Annotated in this window: 14 protein-coding genes; 6 read left to right on the plus strand and 8 right to left on the minus strand. The window is 66.9% G+C overall.

Going from position 1 to position 15,486, the window contains the following annotated elements; genetic code table 11:
• Genes sdhD through ACVOMH_RS12600 form a run of 3 tightly spaced genes read right to left on the minus strand, consistent with a single transcriptional unit; the run spans nucleotide 1 to nucleotide 1,001 of the window.
• A complete protein-coding gene (sdhD, locus tag ACVOMH_RS12590) occupies nucleotides 1–384 on the minus strand; it encodes a succinate dehydrogenase, hydrophobic membrane anchor protein (protein ID WP_054657944.1) in 384 nt (127 codons plus the stop codon).
• On the minus strand, nucleotides 381–773 hold the full coding sequence (sdhC, locus tag ACVOMH_RS12595; RefSeq protein ID WP_481552183.1) for a succinate dehydrogenase, cytochrome b556 subunit: 393 nt from the start codon (nucleotides 771–773) through the stop codon (nucleotides 381–383). Before sdhC ends, sdhD begins: the two co-directional genes overlap by 4 nt.
• Nucleotides 774–827: 54 nt before the next feature.
• On the minus strand, nucleotides 828–1,001 hold the full coding sequence (locus ACVOMH_RS12600; RefSeq protein WP_083468406.1) for a DUF1674 domain-containing protein: 174 nt from the start codon (nucleotides 999–1,001) through the stop codon (nucleotides 828–830).
• 39 nt (nucleotides 1,002–1,040) lie between these two features.
• On the opposite strand from ACVOMH_RS12600, the gene ygfZ reads away from it, so the two are divergent.
• A complete protein-coding gene (ygfZ, locus tag ACVOMH_RS12605) occupies nucleotides 1,041–1,904 on the plus strand; it encodes a CAF17-like 4Fe-4S cluster assembly/insertion protein YgfZ (RefSeq protein WP_054657946.1) in 864 nt (287 codons plus the stop codon).
• Here the strand turns inward: ygfZ and ACVOMH_RS12610 are convergent, their stop codons facing one another.
• Nucleotides 1,905–3,002 (minus strand): ABC transporter ATP-binding protein, encoded by a 1,098-nt coding sequence (locus ACVOMH_RS12610; RefSeq protein WP_057506013.1) that lies wholly within the window; start codon nucleotides 3,000–3,002, stop codon nucleotides 1,905–1,907.
• Nucleotides 3,003–3,329: 327 nt separating this feature from the next.
• Between ACVOMH_RS12610 and zwf the strand changes: the two genes are divergently transcribed.
• The 5 genes from zwf to eda all read left to right on the plus strand — a co-directional run bounded on the left by zwf (nucleotide 3,330) and on the right by eda (nucleotide 9,214).
• Nucleotides 3,330–4,766: a glucose-6-phosphate dehydrogenase gene (gene zwf / locus ACVOMH_RS12615; RefSeq protein WP_481552184.1), complete on the plus strand. Its 1,437-nt coding sequence runs from the start codon at nucleotides 3,330–3,332 to the stop codon at nucleotides 4,764–4,766.
• On the plus strand, nucleotides 4,763–5,770 hold the full coding sequence (glk, locus tag ACVOMH_RS12620) for a glucokinase (protein ID WP_481552185.1): 1,008 nt from the start codon (nucleotides 4,763–4,765) through the stop codon (nucleotides 5,768–5,770). The genes zwf and glk overlap by 4 nt, the downstream gene beginning before the upstream one ends.
• Nucleotides 5,767–6,486 (plus strand): 6-phosphogluconolactonase, encoded by a 720-nt coding sequence (locus tag ACVOMH_RS12625; protein ID WP_481552186.1) that lies wholly within the window; start codon nucleotides 5,767–5,769, stop codon nucleotides 6,484–6,486. The genes glk and ACVOMH_RS12625 overlap by 4 nt, the downstream gene beginning before the upstream one ends.
• A gap of 100 nt (nucleotides 6,487–6,586) precedes the next feature.
• Nucleotides 6,587–8,503 carry a phosphogluconate dehydratase gene (gene edd / locus ACVOMH_RS12630; RefSeq protein ID WP_481552187.1) on the plus strand — a complete coding sequence of 639 codons (1,917 nt, stop codon included), beginning with the start codon at nucleotides 6,587–6,589 and terminating at the stop codon, nucleotides 8,501–8,503.
• Nucleotides 8,504–8,554: 51 nt separating this feature from the next.
• Nucleotides 8,555–9,214, plus strand: coding sequence for a bifunctional 4-hydroxy-2-oxoglutarate aldolase/2-dehydro-3-deoxy-phosphogluconate aldolase (gene eda / locus ACVOMH_RS12635; protein WP_481552188.1), 660 nt, complete (start codon nucleotides 8,555–8,557; stop codon nucleotides 9,212–9,214).
• A gap of 103 nt (nucleotides 9,215–9,317) precedes the next feature.
• On the opposite strand, the gene ACVOMH_RS12640 is transcribed toward eda, so the two are convergent.
• Genes ACVOMH_RS12640 through ACVOMH_RS12655 form a run of 4 tightly spaced genes read right to left on the minus strand, consistent with a single transcriptional unit; the run spans nucleotide 9,318 to nucleotide 15,485 of the window.
• Nucleotides 9,318–12,458 (minus strand): discoidin domain-containing protein, encoded by a 3,141-nt coding sequence (locus ACVOMH_RS12640; protein WP_481552247.1) that lies wholly within the window; start codon nucleotides 12,456–12,458, stop codon nucleotides 9,318–9,320.
• Between the two features lie 20 nt (nucleotides 12,459–12,478).
• The gene (locus tag ACVOMH_RS12645) at nucleotides 12,479–13,330 is read right to left on the minus strand and encodes a carbohydrate ABC transporter permease (RefSeq protein WP_481552189.1); all 852 of its coding nucleotides are present in this window, start codon (nucleotides 13,328–13,330) and stop codon (nucleotides 12,479–12,481) included.
• Complete coding sequence (locus ACVOMH_RS12650; protein ID WP_481524565.1) at nucleotides 13,327–14,208, minus strand: carbohydrate ABC transporter permease; 882 nt, start codon at nucleotides 14,206–14,208, stop codon at nucleotides 13,327–13,329. The genes ACVOMH_RS12645 and ACVOMH_RS12650 overlap by 4 nt, the downstream gene beginning before the upstream one ends.
• A complete protein-coding gene (locus ACVOMH_RS12655; RefSeq protein WP_481552248.1) occupies nucleotides 14,205–15,485 on the minus strand; it encodes a sugar ABC transporter substrate-binding protein in 1,281 nt (426 codons plus the stop codon). The genes ACVOMH_RS12650 and ACVOMH_RS12655 overlap by 4 nt, the downstream gene beginning before the upstream one ends.
• Between the last annotated feature and the right edge of the window lies 1 nt (nucleotide 15,486).

The following is a 15,486-nucleotide window of genomic DNA, read 5'->3' on the forward strand; positions in this document are numbered from 1 at the left end:
TCAGTTCCCAAGCGCAACGCGGGCAACCGCGAAGATGCTGACGATCGCGCCGATCACGGCAACGAACTTCACCGTGGTCTGCAGGGCCAGGGCCAGCAGCGAATTGTGGATGTAATCCTCCAGCACGACCTGCAGACCGAGCTGCGCGTGCCAGAACATGGCCACCAGGAAGCCGACCAGCAGCATGGCATTCCACGGCTTGGCCACGGCAGCCACGGCGGTGACATAGTCGGCGTTCATCAGGCTCAGCACGAAGCACAGGAACCACAGGGTCAAGGCGACCAGTGCGGTTGCGGTCAGGCGCTGGTGGATGAAGTGCTCGGTGCCGGACTTGGCGCTGCCAAGGCCGCGGGCATTCTTGAGCGGGGTGCGGTACTTGCTCATGCGGCAGCTCCCATGCAGACGTAGGCCCAGATCAGCGCGGTGATGACCAGCGATGCGATCACCGACACCCAGCTGCTGCGGATGAAGGTCGGCTTGGCGTAGCCGATGGCGAAGTCCTGCACGATGTGCCGGATGCCATTGCACAGATGGTAGGCAAAGCACCAGGTCCAACCGAACAGGATCACCTTGCCGTACCAAGCGCCGGCATGGGAGGTGAAGCAGCTCCAGGACTCAGGGCCCATCATCAGGGCGAGCAAACCGCCTGCGATGATCAGGGCGCCGACAGCCAGAATGATGCCGGTAGCTCGATGCAGGATCGAGGTGGCCATCTGGATCTGCCAGCGATACACCTGCAGGTGCGGAGAAAGGGGGCGGGGTCTGTTCGCCATTCGCTGACTCGTATCTCGGCTGGGCGGCGGAATGCCGCGTTGGCTGTACGCTGCTCAGAAATCGATGCAGCGCCCGTTTTTTTCCCAATCCCCGTATCGCACCGGATCAAGTCCGCCGCGACCACCGATTTCCTGCGGCACCGCGTCAGCCTCGGGAAGCGGCTGCTTCTCCGGTGCCTGCGGGGCTTCAGTTTCGGTCTCGGGAGTGGGGGTTGTTTGGCCTATCATTGTCGGTCTCGCAACGCACAAATTTTAGTCCCCAGTCACGTGTCTGACAACCTCGCCCCTGTTTTCAACGGTTTCCGCATGCTCGCCCAGCCGCAGGTATTGCGTCTTGCCGGCCCCGATGCGGTCCCCTTCGCCCAAGCCCAATTCGCCAATGACGTGGTCGCGCTCGATGACGGCCATTGGCAATGGAACGCCTGGCTGACGGCCAAAGGCCGCGTGGTTGCTGCGTTTCAGCTGTTGCGCGTGGATGCCCAGCAGTTGTTACTGGTCTGTCATGACGGCGGTGCGGAAGCCATGGCCGAGCAACTGCGCCGCTTCGTCTTCCGCCGCAAAGTCACCCTGACGACGGAAGCCACCCCCTGCGTGAGCGGCGCCTTCCAAGCACCGGCCCAGGCCACCGGTGCGCAGATCGCGCAGCTTGAAGGCGGTGTCCTGGAGCTGGATGTGGGTACGCCGCAGCTGCCCCGGAGCCTGCGCCTTGGCGCAGCCAGCGGCGCTCAGCAGGCCAGTGCGACAGAAGAGCTGGCCTGGCGCCAGTCCGACCTGCGCCTGGGCCTGCCGCGTCTGATCGACACGCAGCGCGAGCAATGGACCCCGCAGCAACTCGGGCTGGACCGGCTCAATGCCTACAGCGTCAGGAAGGGCTGTTACCCGGGACAGGAAATCGTGGCGCGCACCCACTTCCTGGGCAAGGCCAAGCGCTCGCTTGCGCTGCTGCACACCGCTGCCACCCCCTCGCCCGGCGACAGCGTGAGCGCGGAGGATGCCAGCGTCGGCACCGTGGCCAGCTGTGCCGGCGCACTGGCATTGGCGGTATTGCCACTGGAGCTGCCGCCAGCCGCACTACGGATCAATGGTGAGGACGCCGCGCGGCTGGAGCTGCTGGACGGTCTGGCCCGCTGATCACCCCGGCACCCATTCCAGCCGCTGGCCAGTACCGGCATCAAAGAAGTGCAAGGCCGCCGGAGTGACCGCGACCCCGACCCGCTCACCCGGCGCCGGCAGCGGCTGCGGCGCCACCCGCATCACGAGCGGCTGCGCGCCATGGCGCAGGTTGACGAAGATCTCGTTGCCGACCGGCTCCACCCCCTCGACCACGGCACTGAAGTGCCCTACCGCTTCACTGGGCTGAAGATGCTCGGGGCGCACGCCCACCACGATCTCCGTGCCAAACCAGCCCGGACTCAGCGTCAGCCCGCCCAGCGGCAGCAGCGGCCCGTCCGCCAGTTCCAGCGCCAGGCCATCCACGGACGAGGACTTCAGCCGCCCACGCAGCATATTCATTGCCGGACTGCCCAAAAACCCGGCCACGAACAGATTGGCCGGCCGCTGGTAGAGCGCCATTGGCGTATCGATCTGCTGGACCCGCCCTTCATCAAGCACCACGATGCGCTGCCCCAGCGTCATCGCCTCCACCTGGTCGTGGGTGACATAGATCATGGTGGTACCCAGCTTGCGGTGCAGCTGGGCGATCTCGGCGCGCACCGAGTGACGCAGCTTGGCATCCAGATTGGAGAGCGGCTCATCCAGCAGGAACACCGAAGGCTCGCGCACCAGCGCCCGCCCCAACGCCACGCGCTGCCGCTGCCCGCCCGACATCGCGCGTGGCAGCTTGTCGAGCATCGCTGCCAGGCCGAGCGCCTCGGCCGCGCCCTGCACTCTTCGCTGTACCTCGGCCTTGCCGTGGCCACGCAGTTTCAGACCGAAGGCCAGATTCTCGGCGACGGTCATGTGCGGATACAGCGCGTAGTTCTGGAACACCATGGCGATGTCGCGATCCTTCGGCGCCACGTCGTTGACCACACGATCACCAATGCTCAACGTGCCGGCGCTGATCTCCTCCAGCCCGGCCACCATCCGCAGCAGGGTGGACTTACCGCAGCCAGATGGCCCCACCAGCACCATCAGCTCCCCATCTTCGATATCGAAACTGGCCCCGTGCACCGCCACCTGGCCGTTGTCGTAGACCTTGCGCACCCCGTCAAACCGGACCTTGGCCATCGCCACCTCGCTGCCGAACCCGTCACCGCCACCTCGCGGCAGCCCTCCAGCACAGGCAAAACCATCCAGCACCCGTACCCTGCAATCGTATACATCGGAAACCGTGCCCCCGTTAAGCATATTCATATGGCACCATCACCTGGGTTCCCAGCGTGAACGGCGGACCCGAAGTCCGCGGGCGAAATCGCCCAGCCAGATCGCCCTGCGCACGGTGCCGTGCACGCCGCAACTGCCCGTGCCAGCCTGCATTTCCATACCCGCCCGCATGTGGTGCGGCCCGATGAACAACGATTGACAACGATGTCACCCGCACACGAAACTCGAACCATGCACGACACCCTTTTCCTGTTCGGTGCCACAGGCGATCTGGCCCAGCGTTATCTGTTCCCCTCCCTCCTGCGCCTGCTGGGCGATGGCCTGCTTCCCGAGGACTTCCGCGTACGTGCACTGGCGCTGTCGCCGCACGATACCGCGAAGTTCCACGACATCCTGCGCCCGCGCCTTGAACAGGCCGTGCCGCATGCCAGCCAGGACGACATCGACAGCCTGCTCGCGCGTATCGACTACCGCTCGGTGGATCTGCGCAACCCGGAGTCGGTGGCCGAAGCGGTCAAGGATCTGGCGCACCGCAAATGCGTGAGCAACCTGTCCATCCCGCCGGGCCTGTACATCTCCACCTGCGAAGGGCTGGCCCTGGGCGGCGCGCTGGCTGCACCGAACCGGCTGATGCTGGAAAAACCGATCGGCTCGGACTCGGCCAGTGCCGCCGAAATCCTGCGTTCGATCGGCAAGCTGATCGACGAGGACCGCGTCTTCCGCATCGACCACTACCTCGGCAAGGCGGCGGTGCAGAACCTGATGGCGCTGCGCTTCGGCAACACCTTGCTGGAGGCGGTGTGGAACCGCAATTACATCGAGTCGGTGCACATCCTGGTTGCCGAAAGCGATGGCGTGGATGGCCGTGACTCTTATTACTCCCGCTCCGGCGCGATGCGCGACATGGTGCAGAGCCACATCCTGCAGCTGCTGTGCTTGGTGGCGATGGAGCCGCCGGCATCCCTGGAAGCCGACCGCATCCGCGACGAGAAGGTCAAAGTGCTGCGCGCCCTGCGCCCGCTCAGCGCCAAGCACGCGGCCAAGGACAGCGTCCGCGGCCGCTATACCGCCGGCACCATCAACGACCAGCCGGTCCAGGCCTACCAGCCGCCGGAAGGCAGCGAGGCCGAGACCTTTGTCGGCGTCACCGCGCATATCGACAACTGGCGCTGGGAAGGTGTCCCGTTCCATCTGGTTACCGGCAAGCGCCTGCCCGAGCGCACCACCCGCATCGAAGTCAATCTCAAGCCGGTCACGCACTGGGTGTTCGAACGCCCGGATCGCAAGAACGCCACGCCCAACCGCATCACCTTCCAGCTGCAGCCGCAGGAGAACATCCAGCTCGGTCTGATGAGCTCGCTGGCCGGCCCGGAATGGGGCGCGCTGGAGCTGCAGCCGCTGTCGCTGGAGCTGTCCGTCCCCACCGGACTGCACCGCCGCATCGCCTACGAACGCCTGTTCCTGGACGCGTTCAACGGCAACCACGCCCTGTTCGTGCGCGATGACGAAGTGCGGGCGGCCTGGGCCTGGATCGACAGCATTGCCGATGCCTGGAAAGCGGCCGACCTGCCCATGGAGCCTTACGCGGCCGGCAGCTGGGGCCCGGCGCAGGCCCTGGATTTCCTGCCCGAAGATATGGCCGCCAAGTCTGCGGAGGCAGCACAGTGACGGCATCGGCGGAGTTGACCCTGGTGGCCGATATCGGCGGGACCAACGCGCGCTTTGCGCTGGCCGACATCACCGCCGGGGCCCCGCTGGACCAGAGCAGCATCCGTGCCTACCCGGTGACGGCCTTCCCGTCGCTGGCGGATGCGGCAGCCCACTATCTGCAGGAACAGGGCGCGCAAGCGCGCAGCGGGGTGTTCGCGGTGGCCGGTCGGGTGGATGGTGACGAGGCCCGGATCACCAACCATCCGTGGGTGATCTCCCGTGACCGCACCGCCGCGCAGCTGGGCTTCCATTCGCTGCACCTGGTCAACGACTTCGTTGCCCAGGCCATGGCCGTGGCACTGCTGCAGCCGCAGGATGTCGCCCAGATCGGCGGCGCCAGCTGGCAGCCGGGCGCCGCCGGCCAGTCGCGCACCTACTGCGTGATCGGCCCGGGCACGGGCCTGGGCGTGGGGGCGCTGGTGGTCCGCGATGGCCGCAACTATCCGCTGCCTACCGAGGGCGGCCACGCCAGCTTTGCGCCGGCCTCGCCCGAACAGATCCGGATTCTGGAAATCCTTTCGGCACAGTTCGGCCGTGTCTCCAACGAGCGGCTGGTCTGTGGCCCGGGCCTGGTCAACATCCACCGCGCACTCAGCGAGATGGCCGGCAATGACCCGGGGCTGCTGCGGCCGGAACAGATCAGCGAACGCGCCCAGGCTGGTGATCCGCTGGCTGTGCGCGCTATCGAGGTGTTCATGGAAGTGTTCGGCGCGGTGGCCGGCGATACCGTGCTGGTCCAAGGCGCATGGGACGGGGTATTCCTGACCGGCGGCCTGGTGCCACGACTGCTCGATTCACTGCGCCATTCGGGCTTCCGCCAGCGCTTTGAAAGCAAGGGCCGGTTCACCGCGACCATGTCGCAGGTACCGTCAATGGCCATCATCCACCCCTGCCCCGGACTGCTCGGCGCTGCCGCCTATGCCGTGGACGCGGCCCGTCACACTGAAGGAGTTGTCGCATGAACGCCGCTGTTTCCGACCGTATCACGCTGGTTCGCCACGCCAATCACGAGGCCTGGACCGACGGTGTTGCCAAGGAGATGGAAACGGTCCTGGCCCACGAGATCGAGCAACGCGGGCGCGCACGCATGCTGCTGTCCGGCGGTACGACCCCGGCACCGGTCTATGAAACGCTGGCCGAGCTGCCGCTGGAATGGGCACGTGTCGAGGTCGGCCTGGCCGACGAACGCTGGCTCTCGCCGCAGGACCGCGACAGCAACGCCTGGCTGGTCCGCAACAGCTTCCTCAAGCATGCCGAAGGTGCGCACTTCGATCCGCTGGTGCGAATCGGCAAGCCGCTGGCCGAGTGCGTGCACGACGCCAATTTGCAGGCCCAGCACAGCCAGCCGGCCTGTCTGGTGGTGCTCGGCATGGGCAATGACGGCCATACCGCCTCGCTGTTCCCGGGTTCGCGCGATCTCGGACGGGCCTTGGCCAGCACCCAGACCTATGCGGCGCTGGACGCCACCGGCTGTCCGGTCGCCAATGGCTGGCCGCTGCGTATCACCCTGACACCGCAGGGGTTCGCTCCGATCGGCACGCGCCTGTTGCTGCTGCGCGGCCAGCAGAAGCTGGACGTGCTCAATGCCGCTCTCGAATCCAACGATGTCGCCCGCTATCCGGTACTGGCCGCCATCAATGCCCCGGGCCCGCGCCTGCGCGTGCACTGGTGCGCCTGAGTACCGGTCCGGGCCAACCACGCTGCCGACGATCGCGCCTGCGCAGTCGCCGCACCCTGTCACCGGGCGCTGTCCGCGCCCCTCTCATAGCTGGTAGCCAATGAGCCTGCACCCGAAAATCCAAGCCATCACCGACCGCATCCGCCAGCGCAGCGCCCCCTCGCGCGCGGCCTACCTGGCCGGCATCGACGCGGCGTTGCGTGACGGACCGTCCCGTTCGCGCCTGAGCTGCGGCAATCTCGCCCACGCCTTTGCCGCCTGTGGTCCGACCGACAAGGGCCGCCTGCGTGCCGATGTCACCCCGAACCTGGGCATCATCACCTCCTACAACGACATGCTCTCGGCCCACCAGCCGTTCGAGCACTACCCCGAGCAGATCCGCCGGGCCGCGCGTGAACTGGGCGCCACCGCGCAGGTCGCCGGCGGCGTGCCGGCCATGTGCGATGGCGTCACCCAGGGCCGTGGCGGCATGGAACTGTCGCTGTTCTCGCGGGACGTGATCGCCCAGGCCACCGCGATCGGCCTGAGCCACGACATGTTCGACAGCACGATCTACTTGGGCGTGTGCGACAAGATCGTGCCGGGCCTGCTGATCGGCGCACTGGCCTTCGGCCACCTGCCGGCGGTGTTCGTGCCGGCCGGGCCGATGACCCCGGGCATCCCCAACAAGAAGAAGGCCGAAGTCCGCGAGCGCTATGCCGCCGGCGAGGCCACCCGCGAAGAGCTGCTGGAAGCCGAATCGGCCTCCTACCACGCCCCGGGCACCTGCACCTTCTATGGCACCGCCAACTCCAACCAGGTCCTGCTCGAGGCGATGGGCGTGCAGTTGCCCGGCGCCTCGTTCGTCAATCCGGAGCTGTCGCTGCGTGATGCACTGACCCGCGCCGCCACCGCACGGGCGCTGGAGATCTGCGCGCTGGGCACGGACTTCCGCCCGCTTGGCCGCATCATCGACGAGCGCGCCATCGTCAACGCGGTGGTCGCACTGATGGCCACCGGCGGCTCCACCAACCACACCATCCACTGGATCGCCGTGGCCCGCGCCGCGGGCATCGTGCTGACCTGGGACGACATGGACGAGCTGTCGCAGATCGTGCCGCTGCTGGCCCGCGTCTACCCCAACGGCGAAGCCGATGTGAACCGCTTCGCCGCCGCCGGCGGACCGGGTTTCGTGTTCCGCGAGCTGATGGACGCCGGGCTGATGCATGACGACCTGGTCACCATCGCCGAGGGCGGGATGCGCGCCTTCGCCCAGGAGCCGCGTCTGCTCGATGGCGAGGTCCGTTACGTCCCGGCCGCAGCGGTCAGTGGCGACGAGGACGTGGTGCGCCCGGCCTCCAATCCATTCGAAGCGCAGGGTGGCCTGCGCCTGCTCAAGGGCAATATCGGCCGCTCGCTGATCAAGCTGTCGGCGGTCAAGCCGCAGTACCGCACCATCGAGGCCCCGGCCGTGGTGGTGGATGCGCCGCAGGTGCTGAACAAGTTGCACGCCGCCGGCGCCCTGCCGCAGGACTTCGTTGCGGTGGTGCGTTACCAGGGCCCGCGCGCCAACGGCATGCCGGAGCTGCATTCGCTGGCACCGCTGCTGGGGCTGCTGCAGAACCAGGGCCGGCGCGTGGCGCTGGTCACCGACGGCCGCCTGTCCGGCGCCTCGGGCAAGATCCCCGCCGCCATCCATGTCACCCCGGAAGCCTCCCGTGGCGGCCCCATCGCCCGCGTGCGCGAGGGCGACATCATCCGCCTGGACGGCGAGGCCGGCACTCTTGAAGTGCTGGTGGACGCCGCCGAATGGGCGGCCCGTGGCATCGCCGCCAATACCGCGCCGGCCGGCAACGACCTGGGCCGCAACCTGTTTGCGATGAACCGTCGCATCGTCGGCCCGGCCGACCAGGGCGCGGTGTCGATTTCCTGTGGCCCGGCGCATCCGGATGGCAGCCAGTGGGACTATGACGCCGAATACGAACTCGGTCATGACGCCGCCGCGGCCGCCGCGCCGCACGAAGCCAAGGACGCCTGACCCCCGCGCGCCGCGCAAGCACGGCGCGCCCACCGCTTCAAGAGGAACCCCATGAGTATCGCCCAGCACCAGGATCGCGCCGAACAGCTGCTCACCGCAGCCGGCATTCTGCCCGTGGTCACCGTCCATACCCTGGACCAGGCACGGGCGGTCAGCGCCGCGCTGCTTGAAGGTGGCCTGCCGGCCATCGAACTGACGCTGCGCACACCGGTGGCGATGGAGGCGCTGGCCATGCTCAAGCGCGAGCTGCCCGACGTCGTGGTCGGCGCCGGTACCGTGCTGACGGTCGAACAGATGCAGCGTGCCATCGATGCCGGTGCCGATTTCCTGGTGACACCGGGCACCCCGGCGCACATGGCCGAGGCGCTGGCCGCCGCGCCGCTGCCAGTCGTACCCGGCGCGGCCTCGCCGACCGAACTGCTGACGCTGGTCGCGCGCGGTTTCCGCATCTGCAAGCTGTTCCCGGCCACCGCCGTGGGCGGGCTGGCGATGATCAAAGGCGTGGCCGGACCGATCCCGGAACTGAAGCTGTGCCCCACCGGCGGCATCACCGAAGCCACCGCCGGCGACTACCTGTCGCAGAAGAACGTGGTCTGCATCGGCGGCTCGTGGATGGTCCAGGACAGCTGGATCCGTGCCGGCCAGTGGGATGAGGTCAAGCGCTCGGCTGCTGCCGCGGCGGAAATCGTCCGTACGGCCCGCGCCGGCTGATTTTCTGAAAGTACGGCGGGAATCCCCCTCTCCTTTCCCGCCGGCTTAATGCGCCTCGCCTGCGAGGCGCAGTTTTTATTTGCGCAGACCACTCCCGCCCACCTCAGCGGCGTGAGCGCTCATCGCGCCGCACCTGCGCCGGCATGTCGATCTCGACCTTGGCCGGCACGCTGCCGATCCGCAGCTCCCCGCCCGACCACGGTACCGGCTCGCCATTGATCATGGCCGCCCCCGGCTCACCCTCGTAGGGCCACGGCAACACCAGCCCGCCGGGCGGAAGCTGCAGGCCGTCGGCCACCTGCAAGGTCAAGCGACGCTCGCTGCGGACCAGGCTGAATTTCAAGGGGCCATGCGCGGTATGCAGGCCCTCAATGGCAACGCCCTTGCCGGACAGCCAGGCCACCGGCACCCCGGCGGCCAGCACAATCGACTCGTCCAGCTCACGCTCGTAGGCGAACATGTCCAGCGCCGAACGCACGAAGTCCGACGCCACCCAGGCATGCGGCAGGTCGCCGACAAAGAACGGCTCGCGCGGCGTGCGTGACACCACCTCGGCCCACTGGTTCCAGCCGGCCGGCGCACGATCCTTGAAGAAATATTCGCTGGCCTGCTGGGCCCGTTCGCGCCAGCCCAGGCGCACGAACGCCCCGACATTGCGCCATTCGTAGGGCGTGTAGTCCTTCCAGTCGCGCTTGCCGTCACGGCGGGCGAGGAATTGCTGCAAGTAGCGCTCGAAAGTGTTGTCCAGCGCCGGTTGCGGCAGCCGCCCCTGCTCGCCGCCGGGCGCCAGCGCGATCGTGGTCGAGGTCGGATCGAAGTCGCCCAGTTCCACCGAACCGGGCAGATAGTCGATGCGATGGGCCTTCATGGTTTCCAGCAGCGACTGCTGCAGGTCCTGCTGGAACTGGTCGCGCGACTCGGCCATCGCCAGCGCCTCGGTCTCCAGTCCCAGCGCCACCGCCATCGCCGCCGCGTCCTTGTAACCGCGCAGCGCCCAGAAACCGTCCCAGTACGAATGCACCGGCTTGGCCGAATAGCCTTCGTGGCTGATTGAGGCCGGCATCATGCCGTAGAAGCCCGGATGCCGCGCGCGGTTCTCCTCGGTCCGCTCGCCCAGGCGAAGGTCTTCCATATACCCCCAGGCAGCCAGCACATGCGGCCACATGCGCTCGAGGAAAGCGCGGTCGCCGGTATGCCGCCAGTACTCGGCGATGGTGTAGATCAGCTCGCCATGGCTGTCGTTTTCCGGCACCGGATCACTGCCGCGCGCATCCACACAGCACGGCACCATGCCGTTGTCGAACTGGTAGGGCGCATACCAGTCCACATAGCTGCGTACCGCATCACTTCGGCCCATGCGCAACAGGCCTTCGGAGATCATCGCGCCATCGCGGATCCAGCTGCGCGCATACGAGCGCGTGCCCGGCTGCAGGCTCGAACCGACGCGGGAGATCAGCATGTGCGCCAGCGCCGTGCGCAAGGTGTCGGCCAGCGGTTGGCCTGCGGCAGGCAGCTGCAGCCGCACCTGGTCCAGTTTCTGCCGCCACATCGTGGCGACCTGCTTTTGCGCCTTGTCCGCATCGAACGCCGCCGGCATCTGCCAGGCGCCCCGCTGCGGCAGCACCAGTGCCACTTCGCGGCTCTGCCCCGGCTCCAGCCTCCACGTGTAGAGCATCGCGCCGGACGCCAGGCCGGTGCTGTCACGCACCTCGCGGGTCGGCGGCAGACTCTTGCCGGCCAGATGGGTGACCTCCAGCTTGCTGTCGAAGGCGCTGGCAAATTCGGCATCGGGCTTGAGCGTGGCGAATGCCTGCAGCGTGCCATTGACGCTGACCTTGCCGTCCTGGATCGCCAATCGCTCGATCCGGCTGACGCCCCCCACGGTGTTGAGGAACTGGCCGGGTGGATTGACCTGGAACGGACGCACGGCCAACGCCAAGGTGTAGTCGTGGGCGACCCTGTCCGGATTGTGCAGCCGGTAGCGGGCCACCAGCTGCGCCTGCTCGGGGCGGCCTTGCACGAACCCGGTGACCGTCAGACCAAGCTGGTCATGCTGCCACTGCACCGAGGGAATGGGCAGATAGCCATCCTGCAGCTGCTGACTGGCTTTCACGTCGGCCCAGCCCAGCGTCTTGCCATCGAGCACCACGAACGGCTCGATGCTGAAGCCGGATTTGACCGCCTCCAGCGCGCCGTCCTCGCCCATCAGCGCCTGCTCGTGGCCCCCGTCCAGGCCCAGCAGGGTCCAGTACGGCTGCTCGCCACTGAAACCGCGCGGCAGCGCCCCTCGCGGCAGCTCCTGCGCCAGCGAGCGGATGAAATCGTTGGGCGTGGCCGCGAACGCCAGCGGCTTGAGGCTGATATCGCGGATGCCGTAGCGCCAACTGGGACCATCGACCAGGTCGAAACGCAGATAGCGCGCCTCCGTCTCCGGCAAGGCCAGCCAGTCGCGTCCGCCGCCTCCGGCCACCACTTCGCGGATCTTCTGCCAGTCGCGTCCATCGCGCGAGGCCTGCACCACGTAGCGCGATGCCTCCAGCCCGGGGACCCACTGGATCACCGCGCCGCCGAACTCGCGCACCTTGCCCAGATCCAGGCTGATGGTCTGCTGTTTCACGCCGCCACTGATCCACACCGTATCGGGCTTGCCATCGGCGATCCGCTGCTGCAGCGCGGTGGCGGTATCGGCGATCACGCTCGTGGTCAGCGCCGAGGTGTCTTCCTTGGGCAGCACCTGCATCGTCAGGCGGTCGAAACACACCGTACCCTTGCCACCGAACTTGCTGTAGAGGGTGAACTCCACCGCCGCGGTGCGCCGCAGGGTCTTGTCCTGGCCAGGGCCCCAGGCTTTTTCGATATGCCGTTTGCGATAGCTCACCTGGGTCCAGTCTTTCGGAAACACATAGCCGGGTCGGTTGACCCACCACACGTTGTCGCCGCTGGCATCGATCAGCTTGAACTGCAGGTCGTTGGCCGGCGAATCGCCGCGCAGCATGAACGACACCTGGTAGTTCTCCGGCCAGGTCATTTCCAGGGGCCGGCGGATGCCCACATAGCCGGAGACATCGTGGAAGTCGTAGTCCAGGCACAGCGCGCGACCGCTGCCGGCCATCACCGGCCGCAACGCGCCACTGACCTGGTTGGAGGTGATCAACTGCCATGCATTGACGTCATCGAACTTGGCCAGCACCCGCGCACCACTTTGCGCCTGCGCCGCGACCGCCAGACCCAGCCCCCCCACCATTGCGATGATTGCCGACCACTTCACCCTTTGACACTCCCGAGCAACAGCCCTTGTATGTAGTAACGCTGCAGCAGCAGGAACAGCAGCAGCACCGGCAGCACGGTCACCACCGCCCCTGCCATCATCATTTCCACGTCCATGATGTGCTCACGCGACAGCGACGCCAAGGCCACCGGCAGCGTGTAGTGCTCCTGGTCGGTCAATACGATCAACGGCCACATGAAATCGTTCCATGTGCCCATGAACGTGAATATCGCCAGCGTCACCAGTACCGGTTTGAGCATCGGCAGCACGATCTGGAAGAAGATCCGCGCCTCGCTGGCCCCATCGATCCGCGCCGCTTCCAGCAGCTCATCGGGAATCGAGCGTGCGTACTGGCGCACGAGGAAAATTCCGAACACGCTGGCCAGTGCCGGAATCACCACGCCGGCAAACGTATTGACCAGGCCCAGCTGCTTCATCAGCAGGAACAGCGGCAGCATCGCCACCTGCGCGGGGATCACCAACGCGGCCAGCAGCAGCCGGAAGATCCGCTCCCGGCCGGCTAACCGCAGCTTGGCGAACGCATATCCGGCCAGCGTGTTGAACAGCAGCGAGCCCAACGTGATCGCAACCGATACCAGCAGACTGTTGAGGAAGTTGCCGCCCATGCCGGTACGCGCGAACAGCGTCCGGTAGTTGTCCAGCGTGGTCTGCACGGGCAGCAGCGGCGGCGGAAACTGCGAGGCCTGACCGCTGGGCATGAATGACACCGACAGCATCCACGCCAGCGGCGCCAGGCTCACCATCGCCAGCACCGCCAGCCCGCCATTGATCCACAGCACATGCCAACGCGACTGCCCGATCTCGCGCCCGCTCCCGGTGTGACTCATACCAGCTCCCGGCGCTTGCCAAAGCGCAGCATCAGGGTGGTCAGCGCCAGAATGATCAGAAACAGCAGGAACGCCACCGCCGAGGCGCGCCCCAGGTTCCACCATTTGAAGCCTTCCTCGAACATGAAATACAGCACGCTCACCGTGCTCTGCAGCGGATCACCGCGGGTCATCACGTACGGCTCGGCGAACAGCTGGAAGTAGCCGGACACGGTGATTACGCCCACCACCAGCAGCACCGGCCCCAGCATCGGCAGGGTGATATGCAGGAACTGCTGCCAGCGCGAGGCACCATCGATGCGCGCGGCCTCGTACAGGTCCTTGGGAATCGCCTGCAGGCCGGCCAGAAAGATCACCATGTTGTAGCCGAAGTTCTTCCACACCGCGAAACCGATGATGGTCGGCATGGCCCAGCGCGGGTCGCCCAGCCAGTCCACCGGATGGAGACCGATCTGCTCCAGCCCCCAGTTCACCAGCCCGTAGCGGGTATGGAACAGGTAGCGCCAGATCACCGCCACCGCCACCAGCGTGGTCACCACGGGTGCGAACAGCGCGGTGCGGAACAGCGCCTTGAACCGTGCGGCGGGCGCGTTGAGCAGCAGCGCCGCGCCCAGCGACAGTGCGATCGACAGCGGCACGCCCAGCAGCACGAAGTAGGCGGTATTGCCAAGCGACTTCCAGAAGATCGGCGTCCGCAGCAGGTCGATGTAGTTGTCCAGGCCGGCGAAACGCAGGTTGCGGGGATCGGCCAGCGCATACAGGTCGAAGTCGGTCAGGCTCAACGCCAGCGCCGACAGCACCGGCAGGCCGAAGAACACCCCGATGACGATCAGCGCCGGCGCGGCGAAGATCCAGCCCGCCAGTGAACGGCGCTTCATTGCCCCGCTCCGGCAGCCGCCTGGTCGGCATGCCGCTCCTGTATCCAGCTGCGCTTGGCCAGGATCTCATCGACTTGTCGGTCCAGCTGCTCCACCGCCCGGTCCTGCGGCAACCCGCCCCGCACCACCTGCTCGGTCACCACCCGCATCTGCTGGGCGATGCGCTCCCATTCCAATACCTTGGGCGTGGGTTTGACGCGTTCCAGCTGGTCGGCGAACGCGGCAGTCAGCGGGTCGTTGACCAGCTCCGGCGATTGCCACGCGCTGCGACGCGGCGGCAGGTCGCCGATGATCGTGTAGAAGCGCTGCTGGATCTCCGGCCGCGACAGGAACTCGATGAGCTTCCATGCCGCCTCCTTTTTCTGTGAGGAACGGAACACCACCAGGCTGGTGCCGCCAGCGATGCCGGCACCCGGGCCATGCGGTCCGGGCAGTGGCGCGGTGCCCCATTCGCCCTCCAGCCCGGGAGGCTGGCGCTGGCGGAATTCACGGATGTTCCAGGGACCGGACAGATAGAACGCGGTGAAGCCGCGGAAGAACTCGTCCCAGACGTTGGAGATCTGCGTCTCGGACATCTTCGGCGCCCATCCCTGCGCGAACATGTTTTCGTAGAAGGCCAGCGTGCGCCGGAACCCGGGGCTGCGGAAATTGCCGCGGGTATCGCCCTCACGCAGCAGTGGATCGTGCTGCTGCAGGGCAAACGACAACTGGGGCTCGAACTCGTTCAACGGCATCAATACCGGATAGCCGCGATCGCCCATGCGCTTCTTCAGCGCGGCATTGACCTGCTCCCACTCGGCCCAGGTCCGCGGCGGATGGTCATAGCCGGCTTGCCGCAGCAGATCCTTGCGGTAGAACAGCAACCGCGTATCCACGTACCACGGGATACCGGCCAGTTGGCCGGCGATGACATTGGTGTCCCAGATACCGGCGAAGTAGTCCGCAGGATCCACCACCGTTGACGCCTCCACGTAGGACTGCAGCGGGGTCAGCGCCTGCAGCGTGGCGAATTCGGCAATCCAGGTATTGCCCAGCTGGCAGACATCCGGCAGACCCTCGGCGGCATAGGCGGTGAGCAGCTTCTCGTGCGCCGCGGTCCACGGGATGTTCTGCACCTCGACCCGGAGGCCGGGATTTTCAGCCTCGAACTCGCGGACCAGCTCGCCGACCACTTCGGCCTCGCGCCCCATCGCCCAGAAGCGCAGCGTGGTGTCCTGCTCGGGCCGCGCGCAGCCGGCCAGCACCAGCAACAGCATCACGACGGCCAGCCAGCGGATC

The sequence above is a fragment of the Stenotrophomonas sp. STEN013 genome (assembly GCF_056760355.1).